Here is a 25,074-nt window from a genome sequence, read left to right on the forward strand (position 1 = left end):
AGCCACCCGCACCACGACCGCCCCGACCTGGCCCGTTGGGTCCACCCGGACCGTTGGGCCCACCCGGCCCACCCGGCCCGCCCGGCCCACCGGAGACCGGTGAGACGCTCGCCCGGGCGACCGCGGCACGGCCACCCACCGACGCGGAGCCGACACTGGCCCGGCCCGCCGAGGCGGTGCCGACAGAGGCGGCACCCACGGCTGCGGCACCGACTGCGGCCCGACCTGCCGGTGCACCGGGCGCCGGGGACACGGGCACCGAGGCCCGGCCCGCGCCAGCGCGTCCGGGTGCCCCACCCGGTGCCGGCGACACCGGCACCGAGGCCCGCCCTGGTCGGCCCGGCGCTGCCGAACCCACCGAGGCGGATCCGGCCGCTGCGGCGCCACGCGGCGGCACCGAGGCTGAACCGCCCACTGTGGCCCGCCCGCCGGCGGCCCGAGGCGTCACCGAGGCGCGACCCGGGGTTGCCGCGCCGCCTTCCGAGGCCGACCAGCCGCTCCCGGGGGAGTCAACGCCAGGTCGGCGGTACGCGTCGTCCGCGCCCGGCCCGGGGTCGCCGTTCGGGCCCGGGTACTGGGCCCTTCCGCGCGCAGAACTGGGATCGCCGTACGAGTTCATTCCTCACACCCTGCCGGTCGCGGTGGGGCGCGACTGCGCCGCCACCGGGTTGCCGTGAGTTGCTTCACCCGGGACACCGGCACGGGGGTGCCGTTTCGCCGAGGTTATTGCTGCATCAATCGGGCTAATCGGACCACCGAGCGGTCGGCCGTCCCGGGTCTTGTCGATGGCCCCCGGGCCGGTCCAACCAGCTGTGATCACCGTTGCGCCTCTCGCCTCCGCCGACCCGCACCTTCGGCGGCAGCCACGTCCTGCTCGCCGGTGCCGTCGCTGTCGCCGATCAGACCGTCCCGGCCGAGCAGGTACTGCTCGACGAGATGGTTCCAGTCACAACCGAGGCACACCTCCACCACGAAGACCTGGAACTCACGCAGCGTCATCGCCAGCACGGGCAGCTCGGTCAGTGTCCGGGCCTGCCCGGCGGACTGCTTGAGCTCGTCACCGTAAATGTAATGGACGAGGGTCAGGTTCTCACTGCGGCAGATCGGGCAGCGCCGGTCGGTCGGCTCACCGTGGAAGCGGGCAGCGTTCTTCAGGTAGGGCGACGCGTCGCAGACGTCGTACGTGCCGACCCGGCCGGCCAGGAGCTCACGCAGCACTGCTCGCTTCTGAAGCGAGTAGTCGACGACCTGGCGCTGCGTACGCATGCGGAGAAGGGTACGCGGTCCGGCCCGAGCAGGCGACCACGCTCACGATCCGTGACGAGAGCATCTCGGAACGGGGGTTTGCCCTGGCCCGCGCGACCCGCTAACGTGCGATGTATCGGTCCGATACATCGCGGCGGTTACCACTTCGAGCCGGAGGGTAAAGAGAGGGTGGCCAGTGCTTGAGTTCGCCATCCTCGGCCTCCTGCAGGAGTCTCCGATGCACGGCTATGAGCTGCGCAAGGAGTTGACCGCCAAACTCGGCGCGATCCGGGCGGCAATCAGCTACGGCTCGCTCTACCCGACCCTACGCAGGCTGCAGGCGGCGGGATGGATCACCGAAGCTGCTGAGACACCCGTCACCGTCGAGGAGGTTCCCGCGCTGACCAGCCGACGAGGTCGGGTGGTCTACAAAATCACCGCGGAAGGCAAGGAACGCTTCGGCCAGTTGATCGCACAGGCCGGACCCGAGACGTATGACGACACGGGCTTCGGGGTGCACTTCGCGTTCTTCGCCCGGACCGACCAGGCGACCCGACTGCGCATTCTGGAGGGTCGCCGCCGCAAGATCGAGGAGCGTCGCGAAGGACTTCGTGACGTGCTGGGCCGAGCGGCCGAGCGCCTCGACGCTTACACCTTGGAACTGCAGCGCCACGGCCTTGACGCCTGTGAGCGCGAGGTCCGCTGGCTGGAGGAGCTCATCGCCAACGAGCGCTCCGGCCGAGCCCCGACGGTCCCGAACATCGGGACAGCCGGCGGCCGACGAGAAGACAACAGCCCGCCTCCGCCTGGAGAGACCAGGAATGAGCGGCCGTGACAGAAAAGAAGGAGGCAGACGCTATGGGCTCCGTCCGCGTCGCCATCGTCGGTGTGGGTAACTGCGCCTCGTCCCTGGTTCAGGGCGTCGAGTACTACCGGAACGCCGACCCGAACGACCGCGTCCCGGGTCTGATGCACGTCGCCTTCGGCGACTACCACGTTTCTGACGTGGAGTTCGTCGCGGCGTTCGACGTGGACGCCAAGAAGGTCGGCATGGACCTCTCGGAGGCGATCGTCGCCAGCGAGAACAACACCATCAAGCTCTGCGACGTGCCGCCGACCGGCGTGTCCGTGCAGCGCGGCCCGACCTTCGATGGTCTGGGTGAGTACTACCGCGAGATCGTCGAGGAGTCCGACGCCACCCCGGTCGACGTGGCGCAGACGCTGCGCGACGCGCAGGTCGACGTTGTCGTCTGCTACCTGCCGGTCGGTTCCGAGCAGGCCGCCAAGTTCTACGCCCAGGCTGCGATCGACGCCGGCTGCGCGTTCGTGAACGCCCTGCCGGTCTTCATCGCCTCCAACCCCGAGTGGGCGAAGAAGTTCGAGGACGCTGGCCTGCCGATCGTCGGTGACGACATCAAGAGCCAGGTCGGTGCCACCATCGTGCACCGCGCGCTCGCGAAGCTCTTCGAGGACCGCGGTGTCGAGCTGCTGCGCACCTACCAGCTCAACTTCGGCGGCAACATGGACTTCATGAACATGCTGGAGCGCAAGCGGCTGGTCTCGAAGAAGATCTCGAAGACCCAGTCGGTCACCTCGCAGATCCCGCACGAGATGAGCAAGAGCGACGTGCACATCGGCCCGTCGGACCACGTGCCGTGGCTGGACGACCGCAAGTGGGCGTACATCCGCCTGGAGGGCCGCTCGTTCGGTGACACCCCCCTCAACGCCGAGCTCAAGCTCGAGGTGTGGGACTCTCCGAACTCGGCCGGCGTCATCATCGACGCGGTCCGCGCCGCGAAGATCGCGCTGGACCGGAAGATCGGCGGCCCGATCCTGTCGGCCTCGTCGTACTTCATGAAGTCCCCGCCGGTGCAGTACGCCGACCACGACGCCCACCAGGCTGTCGAGGAGTTCATCGCCGGCGAGGTCGAGCGCTGACCCGCTGAGCAGTAAGCACGGCCGAGGGCCGGGTCCGAGTTGGACCCGGCCCTCGCCGCGTCCAACTCGACGTCTCCAGGCGGTGAGGGTGATCGACTCCGTATCGCCGACATGGCGGCATCTGAGCGACCTGACACCGCAACATCGGCGATGTGGAGTCGATCATGCGAAGAGCAGGGCAGGGCAGGCGCAGGGCAGGCGCGGGGTCAGGACCAGGCGCGTCGTAGGGCGACCCCGGCCTCCAGTTCCAGCAGCTTTACCTTGCGGGGCAGGCCCCCGCCGAAGCCGACGAGCTTGCCGCCGGCGCCGACGATCCGGTGACACGGCACGATCACCGGTACCGGGTTGCGGTTGCAGGCCACGCCCACCGCCCGGGCCGCCCCGGGATCGCCAACCGCTCGCGCCACCTCGCCGTACGTCAGTGTCTCGCCGTACGGAATGTGAGTCATCTCCCGCCACACGGCGCGCTCGAAGTCCGAGCCACGCGGCATCGCCACCGGGACGGTGAACGCGGTCAGCTCGCCGGCGAAGTACGCCCGCAGCTCGGCGGCGGCCTGCCGGGACAACAAGTCGTCGTGCTCGTCGGTCGCGGTGTCCGTCCGGCCGAAGTGCGTGCCGCACACGCTCGCGCCGTCGGTGGCCACGGAGAACTCGCCGATCGGTGAGTCGAGCACGGTCCAACGCATCGCCCCATTCTCCCCGACCCGGTGACCCTGCTTGGGCCCGCCCGTGGAAGCCGATCAGCGTTGCACGGCGTCGATACCGTGCAGGTCGTGGCAACGGGGACGCTCGTCTTTTTGATCATCGGCGCAGCCGGCATCGGGGTGCTCGCGCTCGCTCTGCTCGGCACCGAGCTGTTCCAGTTCGCGCACGCCGACGTGGACGGTCCGATCTCCGTCGAGACGGTCGCTGGTTTCGCCGGGGCGTTCGGGTTCGGCGGGGCCATCGTCAACGAGCTGCTCGGTGCTCGTACACCGGGCATGATCGTCGGCGCGGCGGCCGGCGGCGTGCTCGCGGCCGCGCCCACCGGCTGGTTGGCGTCCCGGCTGAGCCGGGCGGCACGGAACATGCGCACCGACCCCACCCCCACCCGCGACGACATGGTCGGTGCGATCGGCCTGGTCGTCACCCCGGTGCCGCTCAACGGCTACGGCGAGGTTCGGGTACGCCTCGCCGGCCAACCGGTCAAGCTCAGCGCCCGCGCTGATGAGCCGATTCCGATCGGCACCCAGGTCTTCGTCGTGCAGGCGCTGAGCGAGACCAGCGTGCACGTCGAGGCCTACTGACCTCTCCTTCGTAGACGGGACTCCTTCATGGCCCTGCTGATCGCCATCGGTGGCGTGGTCCTCCTCGTGCTCATCCTGGTGCTCTTCGTCCTCTCTCGGATCAAGGTCGCCGGGCCGAACGAGGCGTTCATCGTCACCGGCCGCAAAGGCCGCACCACCCAGACGGCCGACGGCGGCCGGTCGACCGACAACTCCGGGCAGAAGGTCGTGCTGGGCGCCTCGGTCTTCGTGCTGCCAGTGGTGCAAAAGCTCCAGTCGCTCGACCTGTCCAGTCGGCGGATCGACGTAGGCATCCGGGGCGCGGTGAGCAAGCAGGGCATCCGCGCCGACCTGCACGGTGTGGCGATCGTCAAGGTCGGCGGTACCGAGGACGCGATCCGGGCCGCCGCCCAGCGGTTCCTGCACCAGCAGGACGAGATCGACAACTTCACTCGGGAGGTGCTCGCCGGCGCGCTGCGCTCGATCGTCGGTCGGCTCACCGTGGAGGAGGTCATCCGGGACCGGGCGGCGTTCGCCAGCGCCGTGGCCGAGGAGGCCGAGCACTCGATGACCAACCAGGGTCTGGTGCTGGACACCTTCCAGCTCCAGGACATCCTCGCCGAAGGGTCCTACCTGCAGGATCTGGGCCGACCCGAGGCCGCTCGGGTGCTCAAGGACGCGGCCATCGCCGAGGCACGGGCCCGGCAGCAGGCCGAGCAGGAACGGCTGCTCGCCGAGGAGGCCATCGCGGAGGCGAACCGAAACCTGGCCCTCAAGCAGGCCGGCATCCAGGCCGAGATCGACGCGGCGAAGGCGAAGTCCGCCGCGGCCGGCCCGCTCGCTCAGGCGGAGCGGGACCAGGCGATCCTCTCCGAGCAGCAGAAGGTCGCCGAGCGCAACGCCGAACTCAAGCAGCGCCAATTGGACACGGAGGTGCGCAAGCCGGCCGACGCGGCCCGGTACAAGGTGGAGCAGGAGGCCGAGGCGTCCCGCGCTGCGGCGGTGCTGCACGCCGACGCACAGCGGCAGGCGGTCATCGCCGCCGCACAGGCCTCCGCCGAGCAGGCCCGGCTGACCGGTGAGGGCGAGCGGGCCCGGCGGGCCGCTCTCGCCGAGGCGAACGCGATCGAGGGCGCCAAAGAAGGTGAGGCCGAGCAGCGTCGGCGTTCCTCGATCGCCGAGGCCGTGGAGCGGGAGGGCCAGGCCGAGGCCGCAGCCATCCTGGCCAAGGGTGAGGCCGAGGCCGACGCGATGGCGCGCAAGGCCGAGGCGTTCGCCGCGTACGGGGAGGCTGCGGTGCTGGACCTGCTGGTCAAGGTGCTGCCGAAGGTGGTCGAGGCGGCCAGCGCGCCGATCGGGGCGATCGACAAGATGACAGTCATCTCCACCGATGGCGCCTCGTCGCTGACGAAGTCGGTGGCCGGCAACGTCGCCCAGGGGCTCCAACTTGGCAGTGACCTGACCGGGATTGACCTGGCCGGTCTGCTGGGCCGGCTCGGTTCGGCGTCCACCTCGGCCGGCAACGGCACCCCGGGCGGCAAGGGCACCACCGCCGTGGACGGAACGGCCGTCGAGACCCGCTGACGCGCCGTACGCCGACGGGCGTCACTCCCGGGGACCGGGGGTGGCGTCCGTCAGGGTTTCGTGGTCGGTGGGCAAATGATCGACACGACATCGCCGATATCGGGGTTTCCCAGCGGCGAGATACCCCCATATCGGCGACATGGAGTCGATCATGGCTTTCCGCCGGCGGCGACCCGCAGGACAGTCGTGCCGGCCGCCACCCGTCGGACAGCGGCTCGGCCTGTCGGCCCGGCGGCTACTCGATCAGGCCCTCGGCACGGGCCCAGCGCAGCAACTCCACCTCGGCGGCGTCGCGGTCCAGCGGGCCGTGCTCGAGGCGCTGCTCCTTGAGGTGCTTCCAGGCCCGCCCGACCACAGGCCCCGGCGGTACGCCGAGCAACTCCATGATCGCGTTGCCGTCCAGGTCGGGACGGACCCGGGCCAGGTCCTCCTCGGCCTCGATCCGGGCGATCCGATCCTCCAACGCGTCGTAGTCGGCCGCGAGCTGGGCGGCCTTGCGACGGTTGCGGGTCGTGCAGTCCGAACGGGTCAGCTTGTGCAGTCGGGGCAGCAGGTCACCGGCATCGGCGACATAGCGGCGCACCGCCGAGTCGGTCCACTCGCCCCGCCCGTACCCGTAGAAGCGCAGGTGCAGCGCGACCAGCGCGGTCACCTTCGCGGTGACCTCCTTCGGGTAGCGCATCGCCTTCATCCGAGCCTTGGTCAGCCGGGCGCCGACCACCTCGTGGTGGTGGAAGCTGACCCGGCCGTCGGACCCGACCGCCTTCGTCGCCGGCTTGCCCGCGTCGTGCAGGAGGGCGGCCATCCGCAGGATGAAGTCGCAGCCCGCCTCCTCGTACGAGACCGCGTTCTCGACGACAGTCAGCGTGTGCTCGTAGACGTCCTTGTGCTGGGCGTGCTCGTCGATCTCCAGCTTCAGACCGGTCAGCTCCGGCAGGAACCGCTCGGCCAGCCCGGTGTCGACAAGCAGCCGCAGCCCAGTGATCGGGTCAGCGCCGCAGAGCAGCTTGGTGAACTCGTCGCGGATCCGCTCGGCGGTGATCCGGTCCAGGTCGGCAGCCATCTCGGTCATCGCCCTGTGCACGTCCGGGTGCACGGCGAAGCGCAACTGCGCGGCGAACCGGGCGGCCCGCAGCATCCGCAACGGGTCGTCGCCGAACGACTCACCCGGGGTGCTCGGGGTGCGGATCACCTTGGCCGAGATGTCGTCCAGCCCGCCGTGCGGGTCGGTGAACCGATGCTCCGGCAGGCTGACCGCCATCGCGTTGATCGTGAAGTCGCGCCTCTTGAGGTCTTCGTCGAGGCTGGTGCCGTACACCACCACGGGGTTGCGGCTGACCTGGTCGTACGACTCCGCGCGGAAGGTGGTGATCTCCAACTGGAGGCCCCCGCGCTGAGCGCCGATGGTGCCGAACTCGCGACCGGTCTCCCAGATCGACTCGGCCCAGCCCTTGAGGATCCGCAGGGTCTCGTCCGGGTGCGCGTCGGTGCAGAAGTCGAGGTCGTCACCGAGTCGGCCGAGCAGGGCATCCCGGACCGAACCACCCACCAGGTGCAACTCGTAGCCGGCACGGACGAACCGGCGGCCCAACTCGTCGGCGACCGGGGAGACCCGGAGCAGTTCGGCAACGGCGTTGCGCTGCGCGGCGGTGAGTTCGCGGCGGTCGGCGGCGTGGGGATCGGAGGCTTCGGACATGGGATCGCCAGCCTATCGGGCCGGGGTGTGATCCGATCCGCCGGGCGTGGGTAACGGGTGGCGGTTGACTAAGGTCTGTGGCGTGCGGGTCGGTGTCCGGCTCGACGTACCCCTGGGAGGCTGGAGATGAGCGGCGGGCTCTACCGCAGCGCCAACGCCGCGGAGGGTGGTGCGGGCGCTGGCTTCCGGCCCGGCGACGGTGCCACCTTCATCTCCGCGGAGCCGCTCAACCAGCCGTCGATGGAGTCGACCGCGCCTCCGCAGGAACAGGTGGGCGAGGCCAGCGCCGCGACCAACAGCGCGGTGATGGCGGTCGGCAGCCTGGTCAGCCGAGGTACGGGCTTCCTGCGCAACCTGGTGATCGGGGCGGCGCTCGGTGGCGGGTTCGTCGGCAACGCGTACACCACGGCGCAGATCCTGCCCGGGATGGTCTACGAGTTCCTGCTGGGCGGCGTCCTCACCAGCGTGCTGATCCCGGTGCTCGTGCGCCGACGCAAGATCGATGCCGACGGTGGCCAGGCGTACGCCCAGCGGCTGCTGACCCTCGCGGTGCTGGCGCTCGGCGCGGCGGCCGTCCTGGCGGTGGCCCTGGCGATACCGCTGACCTGGTTGTACGGCGGCCACGAGTCGACCAATGGGTACTCCGGCCTGGTCACCAAACTGTCGTACCTGACACTGCCAATGATCTTCTTCTCCGGGTTGAGCGCGCTCATCAGCGCGGTGCTCAACACCCGGGGTCACTTCGCCGCGCCGATGTGGGCGCCGATCCTCAACAACCTGGTGGTCATCGGCACCGCCGGCCTCTACATCGCTGTGTTCGGGGCGAAGATCGTCCGGCCGGATGACATGACTCCCGGGCGGGTCTTCCTCATCGGTGGCGGCACACTCCTCGGCGTCGCGGTCCAGGCAATCGGTCTGCTGCCGGCGCTGCGCAAGGTTGGGTTCCGCTGGAAGCTGCGCTTCGACTTCCGGGCGCTCGGCCTGCGGGAGCTGGGCCGGCTCGGGACGTGGATGATCTGCTACGTCGCGGTGAGCCAGGTCGGCCTGATCGTGCTCTTCAACCTGCTGAACCGGGTGCGCGAGGAGAACGCCGCCGGGCCATTGATCTACAACAACGTCTTCCTGCTGCTGATGACCGCACACGGCATCATCGCCGTCTCGATCATCACGGCGCTGATGCCCCGGATGAGCGCGGCCGCCGCCGACGGTCGGTACGCCGACCTCGCCGCCGACCTTTCCCGGGGCACCCGCACGGTCACCGCGGTGCTCGCGCCGATCGCGGTCTGTTACGCCGTCCTCGCCACGCCGATCGCGTTCACCCTGTTCCGGTTCGGCGCCTTCAACGAGGACAACGCCACCGCCACCTCCGTCGTGCTGCTCGCCGCGGCGGTGGCGCTGGTTCCGTTCGCGGTGAGTCAGCTCTTCACCTTCGCCTTCTACGCGCTGCCGGACACCCGCACCCCCGCGCTGATCAACATCCCGGTGGTGGCGCTGCGGATCGGCGTACAGATCGTGCTCTTCGTGGCCTTCTCGGCGACCTTCGCCGGCGCCGGGATGATGATCGGTAACGCGGTCTCCTATCTGGCGGCGGCAATCGGGTCGGCCTGGCTGCTCCGCCCCCGGGTCGGGCGCATCGGCCTCGGCGAGATCACCCGCACCGCCGGCCGGGTCCTGCTCGCGGCGCTCGGCGCGGCGCTGGTCGGCCTGCTCGTGGTCAAGCTGCTCCCAGGCGACGCCACGCCGACCCGCCTCGAGGCCATCGTGCAACTCGCCATCGGCGGCGCGGTTATCGGCGGGACCTACCTGGCTCTGGCCATGCTGCTGCGGATCGGCGAGATCACCGAGGTGGTCGGTATGGTCCGCCGCCGCCTCGGTCGCTGACCGTCAACATTCGGCACGAGAAGTTGCCACACCTACGGAACGTGACCACGGATCACCAGGCTGGGGACACACCTGTGGATAACTCCGCGATTCGCCGGTCAACCACCGCATCGGCCTGTGGATAACCAACCGTACGGCTGAGCGTGGCAAGCCGATCGGCGGGAACATGCCTGTTGGCGAGAGTGCCTCACCAGCCCAGCCCCGGCGTCGGTCACTTGCGGTGAAGCCGTAGATTAGCTAGTACATGTGCCAGCAACGTGGCTGACAACGGTCGTAACCGGACGAGTTCTCCGACTGCCGGAAGCCCGCCGGGTACGGCAGGAAGATGACATGTCGGGGAGACGGGCAACCCGGGTAAGGTCGCTCTCGACGGGTACGGCAGGGGCCGACGCTGCGCGTCGACACCGGTCGGCCGGTTCCTTCAACGGCAGAGCGGGAAGCCACATGCCCAGCAGTGCGGGTCCATCGATCGACACGATCACCGAGGGAGGACGGGTGACCCAGGTCGGCGAGGGTCAGGAGGCGGACGAAAGCGCTCCTCCGGTCATGACCTTCGGTGCTCCCACGGCCGGTGAAGTCCTCGCCGAGCGGTACGAGCTGGTTGAGCACATCAACAACGACAGCGCTGGTCGGCTGGTCTGGCGCGGGGTCGATGTCATCCTGCGCCGTCCCGTCGCGGTGGTGCTGCGCTACCCGGGTGGCGACTCCGCCACCGAGATGCTTCAGGCCGCCGTCGCGGCCAGCCGAGTCATCCACCCCAACCTGGTCGGCGTCTACGACGCGATCGACGAGGCCGACCGGGCCTACGTGGTGCGCGAGTGGGTCGACGGGCAGTCCCTGCGCGACCTCGCCACCGACGGCCCGTTGGACCCGGCCCGCGCCACCGCTATCGGCAACGCCGTCGCGAGCGCACTCGCGGCAGTGCACGCCACCGGAATGGTGCACGGCAACGTCCACCCCGGCACCGTCATGATCAGTGACGAGGGCCGCGTGGTCCTGGCCGACGCGCGCACCGATGGTGCCGACAGCCAGGAGAACGACATCCGGGCGGTCGGCGGCGTCCTCTACTTCGCTTTGACCGGCTACTGGCCGCACGCTGAGGCCCCGCTGCACGGCGCCACCGCTGGCCACGGCCGTGCCGCCATCCCGGACGCTGTTCGGGACGCCGGGGGTGCCCTCGCGGCACCCCGTCAGGTCCGGGCGGGCGTGCCCGCGTACCTGGACGACCTGACCATGGATCTGCTCGACGCCGAGATCGCGCCGCCGTCCTCCGATGTGCTCGCCGCCGAGCTGGCCCGACTGGACGTGCCGGCCGAGGAGGAGCACTACCTCGAAAACAGCGGCCCACTGCGGTTCTCCGGCGAGACCGGAGAAGAGCCGTCGCCGTTGGCCGCGGCCGGTGGTCGCAAGGTCGCCGTGGGCATCGCCGGTCTGCTGGCGGTCGCCCTTGTCGGTCTGCTGATCGGGATCAGCACGCTTGGCGACAAGGACCCGCAGGCCAGCCAGGGCCCCACTCCGTCGTCGAGCGCCCCCGCCGGCGATGCCACCCCGGCCACCGCCACGGTGCGCAAGCTACCCGTGAAGGACGTCCGGATCATCGACCCGGACAGCCAGAAGCGCGACGAGCTGAAGGGCGCCAAACAGGTGATCGACGGCGACCCGGACAAGGGCTGGGGCACCGACACCTACAAGGCTGCCAAGTTCGGTAACCAGAAGTCGGGCATGGGGATCTGGCTGGATCTCGGCGAACCGCACACCGTCAAGTCGGTGCAGGTGGTGCTCTCGGCCCGCGGCGCCTCCGCCCAACTCCTCACCGGCACCATCAACCCGCCGTCGACCACCGATGGCGACAAGCAGCTGATGGCCAACTACAAGACCGCAAAGGCCATCGGGCAGCCGTTCGAGGACCACGACGGCACCACCATGGCGTTCGATGGCTTCGACGCCGACGCGAAATACCGGTACCTGCTCTTCTGGATCACCGAGTTGCCGGCCAGTGAGCGGGGCTTCCAGGTCGACGTCGAGGAGATCACGGTCCAGGGGTCGTGATCCTGGCATCTCCGCCGTGGCACCGCATCCGCGGGACGTGGTGATGGACGGGCACGCCGCCGCTTCGGATCTGGAGCTGCTGCGTGCCCACGCCGATGGCGACCGGCGCGCTTTCGCCGAGCTGTTCCAGAGGCACCGCGACCGGCTCTGGGCGGTCGCGGTGCGTACGCTCGGTGACCGTGAGGAGGCCGCCGACGCACTCCAGGACGCGCTGCTCTCCGCGCACCGGGCGGCGGCCCGGTTCCGGGGTGACTCCGCCGTCACCACCTGGCTGCACCGCATCGTGGTAAACGCCTGCCTGGACCGAATCCGTCGCCGGCAGGCGCACCCGACCGTGCCACTGCCGGACGGCAACCGTGCGGAGGACGGCTCAGGCATCGGCGGGATCGAGCCGGCCGCACCGACGCAGGACCACGACACGGCGCTGGTGGTCCGCGAGGCGCTCGCCGCGCTGCCCCTCGAGCAACGGGCCGCGCTGGTGCTGGTGGACGTTCAGGGCTACCCGGTCGCCGAGGTCGCCCGCATCCTCGGTGTCGCCGAGGGGACGGTGAAGAGCCGATGCGCCCGGGGACGGGCCCGGCTGGCGGTGCTACTCGGGCATCTTCGCCCTACCGTCGCCGCAACGCCTTCGACCCGACCGGACCCGACCGGCCCGACCAGGGAGGTGCCGGGCGTCACGCCAGGGAACCCAAGCTTGGCCGAGGGCGTCGGATCTGGGTCGGGCCGGTACCGGCTGGACGCCAACCAGGAGGACACGTGACGACCGAGGGGTTCCGGGAGGTCGACAACGACCTGCTCGCTGACTACCTCGGCGGGGCGTTGGACGGCACCCCGCAGCAGGAGGAGGTCGCCCAGCTGGTGTCCGCGGACCCGGCTTGGGCCGAGACGTACGCGCTGTTGGCCCCCGCGCTGACGGAGGTCCGTGCGGACCTGGCCCGTTGGGCCGAGCCTGCGCCGGAGATGCCGCAGGCGATCGCCGACCGCCTCATCGCCGCGCTCGCCGCTGCGGGGCCGCTGCCGGAAGGCATCTCGGCGGACGAGGACGCCGCCGCTCCCGAGGTCGACCGGCAGGGCGTCCACGCGACGCCGTTGGTCGTGCCGGTGCAGGGCGGGGCTGGTCGCCGGCCAGCCGTCCCCACGCCGGCCGGGTCGGGTCGCCAGTTGCCCACGGGCCCGGGTCGACGCAGGCGCGGCTGGGTCCGCCGGGGCGTCCCGGTGGCCGCTGCGGCGATCGCCGTCGTCGCGGTCGCGCTGGGCCTCAACCAGCTCTCGATGAACGCCGCGGACACCGCCGGCAGCGCCCTGAACCACCCGGTCAACGCGCCCGAGGTTGCCGGGGCGGCGGCGGGCGCGGTCCGCACCACCGGGCCGGCACTACACAGCGGTACGAACTACACCCCCCAGACCCTCGACGACGCGCAGGGCGTCGACGCGCAGAGCCGACCAGCCCCCAGCCGGGCGACCAGCGACACGCGCGGCACTCCGCCGGAGGTGGCCGCCGAGGAGGATCGACGTCCTTCGCCCGACGGGCTGGATCAGCTGGCCCGGCTGACCGACGAGGCCGGGTTGACCGCCTGCCTGGCCGACGTGGCGGCGGAGCACGGATCCGCACCACTCGTGGTCGAGGTGATCGACTACGCGCGGTTCCAGGGCGAGCAGGCGCTGATCATCCGTTTCACCGACGCCAGCGGGGCCCGCTGGGCCTGGGTGAGCGGCCCGGAGTGCGGGGTGCCCGGGTCCGCCTCGGACAGCCGGTATTCCGCGCGGGTAGGGTGAATCCACGGCCAACGGCGCGATGACCGCACGCGTGACGTGACCCACCGGATGCCCGGCTCGGGAATCCCCGGTTCGTACGATGACGTTCTGGAAGTCAGCTGCCGGCCCCACCCAGGCGTCGGCAACTCGGATCAGCATCGGTGCTCGCGCCGACGCCGAACACACACAACTCGGGAGACGGCAGTGGACGAGGTCCGCAACCTGATCATCATCGGCTCCGGGCCGGCCGGCTACACGGCGGCGGTCTACGCCGCACGCGCCAACCTGAAGCCGCTGATCATTGAGGGCGTGCAGTCCGGTGGTGCGCTAATGACCACGACCGAGGTGGAAAACTTCCCCGGCTTCGCTGATGGCATCCTCGGCCCCGAGCTGATGGACAACATGCGCAAGCAGGCCGAGCGGTTCGGCGCCGAGTTCCTCACCGACGACGTGACCCGCGTCGAGCTGGTGGACACCGGCGACGCCGGCTCCGGCGCGGTGAGCACCGTCTGGGTCGGCGAGACCGCCTACCGGGCCCGATCCATCATCCTTTCCACCGGTTCGGCCTGGCGTCCGCTGGGCGTGCCCGGTGAGCAGGAATTCCTCGGCCACGGCGTCTCCTCCTGCGCCACCTGCGACGGCTTCTTCTTCCGCAATCAGCACATCGTGGTCGTCGGCGGCGGCGACTCGGCGATGGAGGAGGCCAGCTTCCTCACCCGCTTCGCCGAGTCGGTCACCATCATCCACCGGCGCGACTCGTTCCGGGCCAGCAAGATCATGGCCGAGCGGGCGTTGAGCAACGAGAAGATCAAGGTCGAGTGGAACAGCGCCGTCGAGGAGATCCTCGGCGACGACGGCAAGGTCACCGGCGTACGGGTCCGCAACGTGCACACCGGCGAAACCAAGGTGCTGGACGTCACCGGCGTCTTCGTGGCGATCGGTCACGACCCCCGCAGCGAGCTCTTCCGTGGTCAGGTCGAGATGGACGACGAGGGCTACGTGAAGGTCCAGGCCCCCGGCACCCGCACCAGCGTGCCCGGCGTCTTCGCCGCCGGCGACGTGGTCGACCACACCTACCGTCAGGCGATCACCGCGGCCGGCACCGGCTGTGCCGCCGCGCTCGACGCCGAGCGGTTCATCGCGACGCTCAGCTGAAACAAGGAACACATCCCGGAGGAGGGGCCATAGTGGGAACAACCAAGGCGGTCACGGACAAGAGCTTCGTCGCTGACGTGCTGCAGGCCGACAAGCCGGTTCTGGTGGACTTCTGGGCCGAGTGGTGCGGGCCGTGCCGCAAGGTGTCGCCGCTGCTCGAGGAGATCGCCCGGGAGATGGGTGACCAGGTCACCATCGTCAAGCTCAACATCGACGAGAACCCCGAGACCGCCCGGGCCTACCGGGTGATGTCGGTGCCGACGCTCACCGTCTTCAAGAACGGTCAGCCCGTGCAGTCGATCGCCGGTGCCAAGCCGAAGGGCGAGCTGGTCCGGCTCATCGAATCGGCTCTCTGACCGGCAGAAACGCACACCGAACCCCGTACCCGCTCGCCGGGTGCGGGGTTCGGTTTTTTCCCGGCCGCACCGTCGACCTATTTCCCGGCCCAGCCACCTCGCCGCCCCGGAACGCATAGCCTCAAGCCTGGGCCGCCCGGCCAGCCAGCGTCGTGCAGAGGGGGTCGTGCGTGCGTCCGATCCGACCCGGTGACCGGGGACCCGCGGTCACGGAGATCCGCAGCATCCTGACCGGCCTCGACCTGCTCACCGTCGCCGGCCCACACACCGACGAGTTCGACCTCGACACCGAACGAGCGGTCCGCGCGTTCCAACAGTCCCGAGGGCTCAGCGTCGACGGTCGGGTCGGTGCGGAAACCTGGCGTGCCTTGGACGCCGCCCGCTGGCGGCTCGGCGCCCGCACTCTCTACCACGCGGTCCCCGATCCGCTCAGCGGCGAAGACGTTCGGTCACTGCAGGAGCGACTGCTGGAGATGGGGTACGACGTGGGCCGGGCGGACGCCATCTACGGCATCCGGACCTCGCGGGCGGTGGCCCAGTTCCAGCGGGAGGTCGGCCTCACTCCCGACGGCTCCTGCGGCCCCCACACCATGAACGCACTGCGCCGGATCGGCCGCAAGGTGGTCGGTGGCCGTCCGCAGTGGCTGCGCGAATCTGACGCGATCCGGCAGTCCGGGCCGGCGTTGGTCGGCAAGACGGTGGTCATCGACCCAGGGCACGGGGGCACCGACCCCGGGATGGTGGTGCCCGACGGGTCGCTGCGCTGGACGGAGGCCGACCTGGTGCACGACCTGGCCAGCCGACTGGAGGGGCGACTCGCCGCGACCGGGGTGCGGGTGCAGCTCACCCGGGGCCCGTCGCCGGACAGATGCCTGCCGGACACCGACCGGGCCCTGCTGGCCAACTCGCTGGGCGCTGACGTGTTCATCTCGTTGCACCTGGACGGCCACCCGAACCCGGATGCGGAGGGCGTGGCGACCTACCACTACGGCACCGACAACGGGGTGACGTCGGCGACCGGTGAACGTCTGGCCGGGCTGGTACAGCGGGAGATCGTCGCCCGGACCGGGCTACGGGACTGCCGTACCCACGCCAAGACCTGGGACCTGCTGCGACTGACGCGGATGCCCGCCGTCCGGATCGAGGTCGGCTACCTCACCTCGCCCACGGACCGCGCCCACCTCGTCGACCCCCGCTTCCGGGACCGGGTGGTGGAGGCGATCGTCGCCGCGGTGCAACGGATGTACTACCCGATCGAGCTGGACGTTCCAACCGGCTCACTGGATGTCAGCGAACTGCGGGCCGTCGTCACCGCCGGCACGGTGATCGACTGAACCGCTGCGTTCTCCGTCGTCAGCCGCTGGTGGAGCGCGTGGCCGGGGCGGGACGGACCGGGCGGAGCAGGGTCTCCGGGCTCATCGAGCCGAGCAACTTTTCCAGCGCGTACTCGACGTCGGACTTCCAGCTCAATGCCGTACGCAACTCAAGGCGCAACCGTGGGAAACGCGGATGCGGACGTACCGTTTTGAAGCCTACGGAGAGAAAGAAGTCGACAGGCGCCACGCAACCGCCCGCAGGGTCGTCCGCGTCGCCGAACTTGGCATCGCCGAAGGCCTCGATGGCTTTGATCCCCCGCTTGGTCAGGTCCCGAGCGACGCCCTGCACCAGCATCCGGCCCAGCCCGCCACCGGCGAACGCGGCGACCACGTTCGCCGTCATCAGCAATGCCGCGTCAGCGGAGACAGGCGAGGTCGGGAACGCCATCGAGCGGGGCACGTAGGCGGGCGGGGCGTACATCACGAAGCCCGCCGGCATGCCGTCGACGTACGCGAGCTTGCCGCAGGAGCCCCACTCCAGCAACGTCTGGGAGACCCACGCCTCCTTCTCCAGACCTGGATCACCAGCGGCGCAGGCCCGGTCCGCGGAGACCGGATCAAGCTCCCAGTAGACGCACTGCCGGCACGGGTTAGGAAGGTCTTCCAACGTGTCGAGGGTCAGGCTGACCAGACGTCGCGACATATGGCGCATCCCCACAATAGGCTCGGTGGTAAGACCGGCATGGAACGACAGCGCCGCCTTCCTGCCCCCGACGAGCGATCGTACGCCGCCGATCGGCGATTCGGGAGGGGACGCGCAGATGCCCGCCACACCGGGGGCGTCGAGGACGGTCCGCCATGTGGTCGATCCGTCTCGGCAGGCCGGCAGCGTGGCTCTGGCGGACTAGGATCGACAATCGGTGTCCCGCCCGCCGCCATGGTCACCGGTGTATGGGGTATCCGGGGCGGGAGCCCGAGCAGCGATCGAGGTGAGGTCATGACCGGCACGACTCTCGACGACTACACCGACCGGTACGCCCGGCGGGTACGCGGAATGACCGCCTCCGAGATTCGAGCATTGTTCGCGGTGGCCAGTCGCCCGGAGGTCGTCTCGCTCGCTGGTGGCGCACCATACATCGCAGCTCTTCCGCTGGACGCGGTCGGTGAGATGCTCGGCCGGCTCGGCTCCGAACACGGCGTGACCACCCTGCAGTACGGCATCGGTCAGGGCACCCTCGAGCTGCGCGAGCGGATCTGCGAGGTGATGTCGCTCTCCGGGATCGACGCCGCGTGTGGTGCCTCCCCGGAGGATGTCGTGGTCACCGTCGGCGGGCAGCAGGCACTGGACCTGGTGGCCCGACTCTTCCTCGATCCGGGTGACGTGGTGCTCGCCGAGGGGCCGACGTACGTCGGTGCGCTCGGAGTTTTCCAGGCCGCCCAGGCGCAGGTTGTGCACGTACCGATGGATGCGGACGGGCTGATCCCGGAGGCGCTGGAGACGGCCATCGCCGACCTGGCCCGCGCGGGCCGACGGGTCAAGTTCCTCTACACGATCCCCACCTACCAGAACCCGACCGGTGTGACGCTGAGCGAGGAGCGGCGGGAACGAGTGCTCGACATCTGCGAGCGCGCGGGCCTGCTCGTCGTCGAGGACGACCCGTACGGTCAGCTGGGGTTCGAGGGTGAAGCGCCGGCGCCGTTGCGGGCCCGTCGCCGGGACGGGGTCTTCTACCTCAGCACCTTCTCCAAGACCTTCGCGCCAGGGCTGCGGGTCGGCTGGATCCTGGCGCCGCACGCGGTCCGCGACAAGCTGGTCATCGCCAGCGAGGCGCAGATCCTCTGCCCCAGTGGTTACGCCCAGGCCGCCGTGGCCACCTATCTGGGCACCATGCCGTGGCGGCAGCAGCTCAAGGTCTATCGCGAGGTCTACCGGGAACGCCGGGACGCCCTCCTCGACGCAATGGCCGACCTGATGCCCGAGGGCACCAACTGGACCACGCCGGCCGGCGGTCTCTTCGTGTGGGCCACCCTGCCCGACGGGCTCGACTCGAAGGCCATGATGCCGAGGGCGATCGCCGCCCGGGTCGCCTACGTGCCCGGCACCGGTTTCTACGCCGACGGCACCGGCACCGACGCCATGCGGTTGAATTTCAGCTTCCCGCCGCCGGAGCGGATCCGCGAGGGCGTCCGCCGGCTCGCCGGTGTGATGGAGCAGGACATCGCAATGCGCCGGGTCTTCGGTGCCGTGGGCGGCGCCACCGGCCGGCGCGGCCAGGCCGGCTCCGACGCGCCCGGGCCCGACTTGGCATGATGCCGGCATGGGTACGACCGCCGCCGAGCGCCTCATCGTGACCGATTCCGCCATCTCGGCCGACCTGCATGTTGTGGTGCTCGCGGGTGGGCTCTCCTATGAACGGGACGTCTCGCTGCGCTCCGGTCGCCGGGTGCTCGATGCGCTGCGCGCCGTTGGGGTGGAAGCCGAGCTGCGGGACGCCGACGTGGCCCTGCTGCCGGCGCTGGCTGCCGACCCGCCGGACGCCGTGGTAATCGCACTGCACGGTGCCACCGGTGAGGACGGCTCACTGCGCGGCGTGTTGGACCTGTGCGACATCCCGTACGTCGGCTGCGACGCCCGAGCCTCCCGGGTCGCCTGGGACAAGCCCTCGGCCAAGGCGGTGCTCCGCGAGGCCGGCATCCCCACCCCGGACTGGGTGGCCCTCCCACACGATCGCTTCTCCGAGCTTGGCGCGGTCGCCGTGTTGGACCGGATCGTCGACCGACTGGGCCTACCCCTGATGGTCAAGCCGGCACAGGGCGGGTCAGGGCTGGGTGGCGCGGTGGTCCGGGACGCCGCAGCGTTGCCCGCCGCGATGGTCGGCTGCTTCGCGTACGACTCCACCGCCCTCGTGGAGCGGTACGTACCCGGCATGGACGTGGCGGTCTCCGTGGTCGATCTCGGCGACGGACCACAGGCGCTACCGCCGGTGGAGATCGTGCCGCGTAACGGTGTGTACGACTACGCCGCCCGCTACACGGCGGGACGGACCACCTGGCACGCTCCGGCCCGGCTGGCCCCGGAGGTGGCAGCCACTGTCGCTGACGTGGCCCTCGCCGCGCACACCGCGCTCGGTCTGCGGGATCTCTCTCGCGTCGACGTGATCGTGGACGCTGCCGGCCAGCCGCACGTGCTGGAGGTCAACGTCTCGCCGGGCATGACGGAGACGTCGTTGCTGCCGCTGGCCGTGCAGGCGGCAGGGCTGGACTTTGGCCGACTCCTCGGCACCCTGGTCGCCCGAGCAGCGGCCCGCCTCACCGCTCCCTGACTGAACTGTCCGCCAGCGCGCCGGCTGCGCGCGGTGCTGCCCACGGGTCGACCATGAGGTTGGCGCGGGGACCGGGAGTTGCCGTCGCCACCCTCATGGTCGGTCCACCATCAGCGGGTGGTGCGTACGTCGGGTGTGTCGGCACCGTTGGCGTGTGAGGTTGGTGCAGGTGCCGCATCTGTAGTGCTGCCGTCCGTGCCGTCCGTGCCGTCCGTGCCGTCCGTGCTGCCGTCCGTGCCGTCCGTGCTGCCGTCCGTGCTGTCGTCGGGAGCGGCCTGTTTGCCGGACTCGTTGGCCGCGACAGGGGCGGCCTCGTCATCGGTTTCGCCCGCCGGGTCATGAAGGGCTGCGGGGCCGCCGGTTGGCGGTTCCGCCGCGTCGACGGTGCCGAGGGCTTGAGCGGCGGGCGCTGACGTCCCGGGCGCTGACGTCCCGAGCGCTGACGTCCCGGGCGCTGACGCGGGGGACGCGTTTGTCGACATATTCGTGGCAGAGTCCGGCCGAGTGGGTTCACCCGGCCGATCGGTGACGGCGGCCGCGGAGCCAGCGTCGGTGTCCGTGTCCAGGAAGACGGGATCAGCTGAGGGCGCCCCGTCGTCGTCGGTCTGTTCGGCGCCGGAAGTTAGCTCACTCCCTGGTTCCGGAATCTCTTCTGCAGCCTCGATGACCGAGGCTGCCTCGGCGGCTGCTGCGGCTGCCTCCGCCGCGGCAGCGGCATCCGCAGCGGCGGACTGGGCCAGAAGGCTGGACGGCGCCTGCCACTGGATGCGGGGTGGCTCGGCGAGCGGGCGGCCACCGAATTCGGCAAGCCAGGCGGCGACGAGCGCCAGATTCTCCCGCCATTGCGCCTCAGAGATCGGCGGCAGGATCGAGTCCCACAGTGACAGGAAGGTGCCCCGCAACTGAAGGCGGCCGTACGGCCGGGCGAGAAACCACATGTGCAGGTGGGCTGAGCCGTCGCCCCACCGGTTGACGTGCACCCGTGCCACACCGTCGAGAGACCGAATGGCTCGCTCCAGCCGTACGGTCATCACACCCAACTCGGCGGCAAGCAGGTTCGGCAGGTCACCGAGATCGAGGTGGGTCCGCGATTCCAGGATGAGCACCATGGGCAGGCCAGTGGGCCGGTCCATGGCACGTACGCGCCACCGCTCTCCCACCCAGATATAGGCGTCGTCGGGTGCGTTGCAGGCGGTGCATTCCCGGAGACCCTCGCCCTTCCGGGGCGGTTCGACCGGGACCGGATCATCGAGATGCTTCACGTGGAGGTCTCCCTCGAAGGGGAATGACGGCCACTGGGTGAAGTCCGGAACTGAGGGAGGGGTGTCGTGCACGACGCTGACCCTAACGGAGTCTGGCAGCGCTGTCCCTACCTGTTTGATCGGTCCCGACTGACCGCATCAAAGCCGTCCGTCGACCAGGTATGCCGGCTCACCACTAGCACCTCGGAGCGATATCCACAGGCTGCCGAGATCCTGAACACAGGCCGTCGTCCACAGGCTCGCACCCGCTCCCACGCGCTGTTTCACGTGAAACGGGGGGTGCCTGTGGACAACGGGTGTGGATAACTTTTCGGCCCGGCAGTCGTTGTCCGCGGACCGCTGAACCGCCCGGCGATGACCACTCGGTACCGCCGCCGGAACGGTGCGGCCCTGACCTTGCTCTTCCTCAGAGATTGCCCCTCCGAGTGGGACGAGGGGCCCGCACCGACCGGCCACCTACCGAGTCGCCGTTGGGACCGCGCGCGCCCACGCCAGCGCGATCGCTGACACCTCCGGACAGGGGCGCGATGCGCATGGGCTCCAACGGGCGTCCTAAGAGACGTCGGCGGCGCTGTGTGGGTCCGGTGGCAGAGGACGTCGGGCGCGGACCTCCCAAAAAAGTGGCGGGCGGCGTGGCGCAGCCACCGAGAGGCGGCGAGCGGCGTGGCGCAGCCACCGAGAGGCGACGGGCGGCGTCAGGCGCAGACCGTCGAGAGGCGCCAGCCGGTGGACGACGTGCGGCCGCGAGCGGCGTTGGACGGCGAGCTACTACGGCGGGCTGTGGACGGTGAAGGACCGACGGGTCAGACGCGAGGCGCAAGACACGCACGACCCGCCACGCGAGGCAATGGGCACGGTCCGGTCCGGTCCGGTCCGGTCCGGTCCGGTCCGGTCCGGTCCGGTCCGACGCATGATCGACTTCATATCGCCGATCTAGCGGTGTCCGGCCGCTCGGATACCGCAATGTCGCGGATGTGGAGTCGATCATGCGTCGGGTCGCGCGAAGCGCGACGCACCGCCCGCGACGCACCGCCCGCGACGCACCGCCCGCGACGCCCAGCGCCCCGGCACCCAACGCCCGCGACGCCCAACGCCCCGACACCCGAGGCGCGAGGCCCGAGACCCGGGACGCGAGACCCGAGACGCGAGACGCGAGGCCCGAGGCCCGAGGCCCGGGACGCGAGGCCCGAGGCCCGAGGCCCGGGACGCGAGGCCCGAGGCCCGGGACGCGAGGCCCGAGGCCCGGGACGCGAGGCCCGAGGCCCGAGGCCCGGGATGCAGGACCCGGGGAGCAAGGCGCGCGGCGCAAGACCCAGGGAGCAAGGCCCGGGGCCCGGGGCGCGTGCGGTGCCCAGTTCGCCGCCAGGCGAGCACTGAGATCACCGTGGACAGCTCGGACACCCAGAGCCACCCCCAGTGGCAAGCAACGCGGCAGCGGGCCACTCAGCGGCCCGCAAGGGCGCTGCATGGTCACTCCCGTGAGCCGCGAGACGCCCAACCACCCGCAGAGGCCGCCGTTTCACGTGAAACAGAGCTAAGGCGTGCTCGTCGGCGTTCCGGTACGGGCGCTGGCCGTCAGGGCGGGCGCGACTGGCCCAACCGGGCAGCGGGCGACAGGCAGCGAGCCGCAGGCACCGGGCACCGAGCGCCGGGCACCGAGCCCCGAGCACCGAGCACCGAGCCTCCACCCGCCAGAGGCCCGGGACGCGGCGGACTGTTTCACGTGAAACGCGGTGAGCCGGATGCAGAACGGCCGCGCACCCCTTGGGGTGGCGCGGCCGCGAGCGAGAGGGGCGGACTCAGTCCCCGTCCCCGCTCTCCTCCTGCTGCACTCCGATGATCCCGACGATCCGCTCAAGGTCGTCCACCGTCGCGAACTCGATGGTGATCTTGCCCTTGCTCCGGCCGATGTCCACCTTCACCCGGGTGTCGAACCGGTCGGACAGCCGATCGGCGAGATCGGTCAGGGCCGGCGCGTGCGCCTTCGGTCGCCGTTTCGCGGCTTGGCCCTTCGCCGGCCCGTCGTTCAGCGCCAAGGCCACGATCTCCTCGGTCGCCCGAACCGACAGGCCCTCGGCCACGATCCGCAATGCCAGCTGCTCTTGTGCCTCGGTCTCGTCGAGGCTCAGCAGAGCGCGGGCGTGACCCGCCGACAGGATCCCCGCAGCAACCCGCTTTTGCACTTGGGCCGGAAGGTTCAGCAGCCGAATCGTGTTGGAGATCTGCGGCCGGCTTCGGCCAATCCGGCGGGCCAGCTCCTCGTGGGTGGCCCCGAACTCCTCCAGCAGTTGCTGGTAGGCGGCGGCCTCTTCCAGAGGGTTCAGGTTGGCCCGGTGGATGTTCTCCAGGAGGGCGTCACGGAGCATGGCGTCATCACGGGTGTCCCGGACGATCGCCGGGATGTTCTCCCGCCCAACCGCCTGAGCGGCCCGCCAGCGCCGCTCGCCCATTACGAGTTCGTACTTCTCGTCGTCGAGCTGCCGGACCACGATGGGCTGGAGGAAGCCGACCTCCTGGATCGAGGTCTTGAGCTCCTCCAGTGCATCCTCATCGAAGACCTGGCGGGGCTGCTTCGGGTTGGGCAGGATCGCGTCGACCGGGATCTCGGCGAATCGAGCTCCGGGTACCGGGCTGAGCGTGGGCTGCTCCGGCTCGTGAACTTGCGCCCCGGCAGACACCGCGGGGACGGCTACGGCATCCGCATCGTCCGCGTGCTCGTTCTCCGGCTCGGCCGTCACGGTGCCGGCGGCACTGGGCGCCGGCCCGGTCGGGATCAGTGCCCCCAGGCCCCTACCCAGACCGCCCCGAGGACGGTTCTTCATGCCTCGCCTCCCAGCGACTCGTGCGCACTACGCATTCCGGCCCACCGGCTCCTTGACGCCTCGTTCGGCGATCTCCTGGGCAGCTTCGAAGTAACTCGTGGCCCCCCGCGAACCGGGATCGTAGGTCATCACCGACTGGCCGTAGCTGGGTGCCTCGGAAACCCGGACGTTGCGGGGGATGACCGCCTGGAGAACCTTGTCGCCGAAGTGGTTCCGGACGTCCTGCTCGACGGCGTCGGCCAACCGGGTACGCCGGTCGTACATCGTCAGCAGGATGGTGGAGACGTCGAGCTTCGGGTTGAGGTGTTGGCGCACCAGGTTGATGTTGTTGATCAGCTGGTTGAGCCCTTCCAGGGCGTAGTACTCGCACTGGATCGGGATCAGCACCTCCTGCGCGGCAACCAGGGCGTTGACCGTGAGCAGACCGAGCGAGGGCGGGCAGTCGATGAAGACGTAGTCGAACTCGCCGGGGTAGGCGGCGATCGCCCGGTCCAAGCGCGACTCCCGCGCCACCACCGACACCAGCTCGATCTCCGCGCCGGCCAGGTCGATGGTCGCGGGTACGCACCAGAGGTTGGGGATGCCCTCGACCGCCTGCGCCACCTCGGCCAGCGGCACGCTGTTGATCAGGCAGTCGTAGACGTCAGGGATCCCGGTGTGGTGCGGGACGTTGAGCCCGGTCGAGGCATTGCCCTGCGGGTCGAGGTCCACCACGAGCACCCGGTTGCCGTGCAGGGCAAGCGCCACCGCAAGGTTGACGGTGGTCGTGGTCTTGCCCACGCCGCCCTTCTGGTTGGCGACGCACATGACCCGGGTCCGGTCTGGCCGAGGCATGGTCACCTCGCCACTGGGATTCAGGATCTGCACGGCGCGCATCGCCTCCATAGCCAACGGTGGGTCATCCTCTTCGCGCGTCGGGGTTTCACGTGAAACGTACGTGGGATCGGCCGCCACGGCAGCCAACGACTCGGTCGAAGCGACCGGAGCGTCGGCGATCACCGCCACGGCGTCCCGAACAACCGCCGCGCTGGGTTGGTGCGGGACCACCGGTTCGAAGCGAACCGCTGCGGCGGTGTTCCGCCGACCGGACGTCTGCCGCACCTCAGCGGCATTGGCCGGTCGGGTCGGCCCTTCCGGTGTCCGTCGAACAACCGACGGGTCCGCGATTTCCGGCCCGGTCGACTGATCTGCCGGCTCTCCGCGCCTCGGCGGCGGATCGCTGTCCGGAGGGCGGGTCGTTGGGGGGGTCGCGCCGGGCGACCAGCTCGGGTAGTCGGTTTCACGTGAAACGGGATCGCTGGTTGACCCGGTCACGCGTGGATCGTCGTACCTGCCGTCGTCATGCACCTGTCATCCCTGCCCGCTTCGGATGGTCGGTCCGCGCCCCGGTCAACTTCGCCGCACCCACGCTCGCAACCCGGAGCGTA

20 protein-coding genes and 1 pseudogene are annotated in these 25,074 nt (G+C 70.3%); 14 read left to right on the forward strand and 7 right to left on the reverse strand.

Annotated elements, in window-relative coordinates:
* The first annotated feature begins 35 nt into the window (after positions 1 to 35).
* Positions 36 to 677 carry a hypothetical protein gene (locus ACLQ28_RS04505; protein ID WP_425684918.1) on the forward strand — a complete coding sequence of 214 codons (642 nt, stop codon included), beginning with the start codon at positions 36 to 38 and terminating at the stop codon, positions 675 to 677.
* Between the two features lie 139 nt (positions 678 to 816).
* Here ACLQ28_RS04505 and ACLQ28_RS04510 read toward each other — a convergent pair whose 3' ends face one another.
* On the reverse strand, positions 817 to 1,266 hold the full coding sequence (locus ACLQ28_RS04510; RefSeq protein ID WP_425684919.1) for a DUF5318 domain-containing protein: 450 nt from the start codon (positions 1,264 to 1,266) through the stop codon (positions 817 to 819).
* Positions 1,267 to 1,441: 175 nt separating this feature from the next.
* Here ACLQ28_RS04510 and ACLQ28_RS04515 point away from each other — a divergent pair, with 175 nt between their 5' ends.
* Complete coding sequence (locus ACLQ28_RS04515; RefSeq protein ID WP_425684920.1) at positions 1,442 to 2,080, forward strand: PadR family transcriptional regulator; 639 nt, start codon at positions 1,442 to 1,444, stop codon at positions 2,078 to 2,080.
* Between the two features lie 23 nt (positions 2,081 to 2,103).
* Positions 2,104 to 3,183 (forward strand): inositol-3-phosphate synthase, encoded by a 1,080-nt coding sequence (locus tag ACLQ28_RS04520; protein ID WP_110564822.1) that lies wholly within the window; start codon positions 2,104 to 2,106, stop codon positions 3,181 to 3,183.
* 206 nt (positions 3,184 to 3,389) lie between these two features.
* Here the strand turns inward: ACLQ28_RS04520 and ACLQ28_RS04525 are convergent, their stop codons facing one another.
* On the reverse strand, positions 3,390 to 3,869 hold the full coding sequence (locus ACLQ28_RS04525) for a methylated-DNA--[protein]-cysteine S-methyltransferase (RefSeq protein ID WP_425684921.1): 480 nt from the start codon (positions 3,867 to 3,869) through the stop codon (positions 3,390 to 3,392).
* Positions 3,870 to 3,947: 78 nt separating this feature from the next.
* Between ACLQ28_RS04525 and ACLQ28_RS04530 the strand changes: the two genes are divergently transcribed.
* Positions 3,948 to 4,469 (forward strand): hypothetical protein, encoded by a 522-nt coding sequence (locus ACLQ28_RS04530; protein ID WP_425684922.1) that lies wholly within the window; start codon positions 3,948 to 3,950, stop codon positions 4,467 to 4,469.
* A 27-nt stretch (positions 4,470 to 4,496) separates the two neighbouring features.
* Positions 4,497 to 6,032, forward strand: a complete 1,536-nt coding sequence (locus tag ACLQ28_RS04535; protein ID WP_425684923.1) for a flotillin family protein — start codon at positions 4,497 to 4,499, stop codon at positions 6,030 to 6,032.
* 235 nt (positions 6,033 to 6,267) lie between these two features.
* Here the strand turns inward: ACLQ28_RS04535 and ACLQ28_RS04540 are convergent, their stop codons facing one another.
* On the reverse strand, positions 6,268 to 7,728 hold the full coding sequence (locus ACLQ28_RS04540; RefSeq protein ID WP_425684924.1) for a CCA tRNA nucleotidyltransferase: 1,461 nt from the start codon (positions 7,726 to 7,728) through the stop codon (positions 6,268 to 6,270).
* A 126-nt stretch (positions 7,729 to 7,854) separates the two neighbouring features.
* Between ACLQ28_RS04540 and murJ the strand changes: the two genes are divergently transcribed.
* From murJ to ACLQ28_RS04575, 7 genes are all read left to right on the forward strand, one after another.
* Complete coding sequence (gene murJ, locus ACLQ28_RS04545; protein WP_425684925.1) at positions 7,855 to 9,609, forward strand: murein biosynthesis integral membrane protein MurJ; 1,755 nt, start codon at positions 7,855 to 7,857, stop codon at positions 9,607 to 9,609.
* A 444-nt stretch (positions 9,610 to 10,053) separates the two neighbouring features.
* A complete protein-coding gene (locus tag ACLQ28_RS04550) occupies positions 10,054 to 11,658 on the forward strand; it encodes a protein kinase family protein (protein WP_425684926.1) in 1,605 nt (534 codons plus the stop codon).
* Between the two features lie 43 nt (positions 11,659 to 11,701).
* Entirely contained in the window at positions 11,702 to 12,418 is a 717-nt protein-coding gene (gene sigM / locus ACLQ28_RS04555) for an RNA polymerase sigma factor SigM (RefSeq protein ID WP_425685336.1), read from the forward strand.
* Positions 12,415 to 13,434: a hypothetical protein gene (locus tag ACLQ28_RS04560; protein ID WP_425684927.1), complete on the forward strand. Its 1,020-nt coding sequence runs from the start codon at positions 12,415 to 12,417 to the stop codon at positions 13,432 to 13,434. Before sigM ends, ACLQ28_RS04560 begins: the two co-directional genes overlap by 4 nt.
* A gap of 183 nt (positions 13,435 to 13,617) precedes the next feature.
* Positions 13,618 to 14,568 (forward strand): thioredoxin-disulfide reductase, encoded by a 951-nt coding sequence (gene trxB / locus ACLQ28_RS04565; RefSeq protein WP_425684928.1) that lies wholly within the window; start codon positions 13,618 to 13,620, stop codon positions 14,566 to 14,568.
* A gap of 32 nt (positions 14,569 to 14,600) precedes the next feature.
* Positions 14,601 to 14,924 carry a thioredoxin gene (gene trxA / locus ACLQ28_RS04570; RefSeq protein WP_030331849.1) on the forward strand — a complete coding sequence of 108 codons (324 nt, stop codon included), beginning with the start codon at positions 14,601 to 14,603 and terminating at the stop codon, positions 14,922 to 14,924.
* Between the two features lie 170 nt (positions 14,925 to 15,094).
* Positions 15,095 to 16,258, forward strand: a complete 1,164-nt coding sequence (locus ACLQ28_RS04575) for an N-acetylmuramoyl-L-alanine amidase (protein ID WP_425684929.1) — start codon at positions 15,095 to 15,097, stop codon at positions 16,256 to 16,258.
* A 19-nt stretch (positions 16,259 to 16,277) separates the two neighbouring features.
* Here the strand turns inward: ACLQ28_RS04575 and ACLQ28_RS04580 are convergent, their stop codons facing one another.
* On the reverse strand, positions 16,278 to 16,943 hold the full coding sequence (locus tag ACLQ28_RS04580; RefSeq protein ID WP_425684930.1) for a GNAT family N-acetyltransferase: 666 nt from the start codon (positions 16,941 to 16,943) through the stop codon (positions 16,278 to 16,280).
* Positions 16,944 to 17,237: 294 nt separating this feature from the next.
* Between ACLQ28_RS04580 and ACLQ28_RS04585 the strand changes: the two genes are divergently transcribed.
* On the forward strand, positions 17,238 to 18,551 hold the full coding sequence (locus ACLQ28_RS04585; RefSeq protein WP_425684931.1) for a PLP-dependent aminotransferase family protein: 1,314 nt from the start codon (positions 17,238 to 17,240) through the stop codon (positions 18,549 to 18,551).
* A 7-nt stretch (positions 18,552 to 18,558) separates the two neighbouring features.
* Positions 18,559 to 19,563 (forward strand): D-alanine--D-alanine ligase family protein, encoded by a 1,005-nt coding sequence (locus ACLQ28_RS04590; protein WP_425684932.1) that lies wholly within the window; start codon positions 18,559 to 18,561, stop codon positions 19,561 to 19,563.
* 742 nt (positions 19,564 to 20,305) lie between these two features.
* Here the strand turns inward: ACLQ28_RS04590 and ACLQ28_RS04595 are convergent.
* The 3 genes and pseudogenes from ACLQ28_RS04595 to ACLQ28_RS04605 form a co-directional block, all read right to left on the reverse strand.
* Positions 20,306 to 20,672, reverse strand: a pseudogene (locus ACLQ28_RS04595) (hypothetical protein); the annotation flags it as partial.
* Between the two features lie 1,952 nt (positions 20,673 to 22,624).
* Complete coding sequence (locus ACLQ28_RS04600; RefSeq protein WP_425684933.1) at positions 22,625 to 23,647, reverse strand: ParB/RepB/Spo0J family partition protein; 1,023 nt, start codon at positions 23,645 to 23,647, stop codon at positions 22,625 to 22,627.
* A gap of 27 nt (positions 23,648 to 23,674) precedes the next feature.
* A complete protein-coding gene (locus tag ACLQ28_RS04605; RefSeq protein WP_425684934.1) occupies positions 23,675 to 24,994 on the reverse strand; it encodes a ParA family protein in 1,320 nt (439 codons plus the stop codon).
* Positions 24,995 to 25,074: the final 80 nt, after the last annotated feature.

The organism is Micromonospora sp. DT201 (genome assembly GCF_049841575.1).
Taxonomy (GTDB): Bacteria; Actinomycetota; Actinomycetes; order Mycobacteriales; family Micromonosporaceae; genus Micromonospora.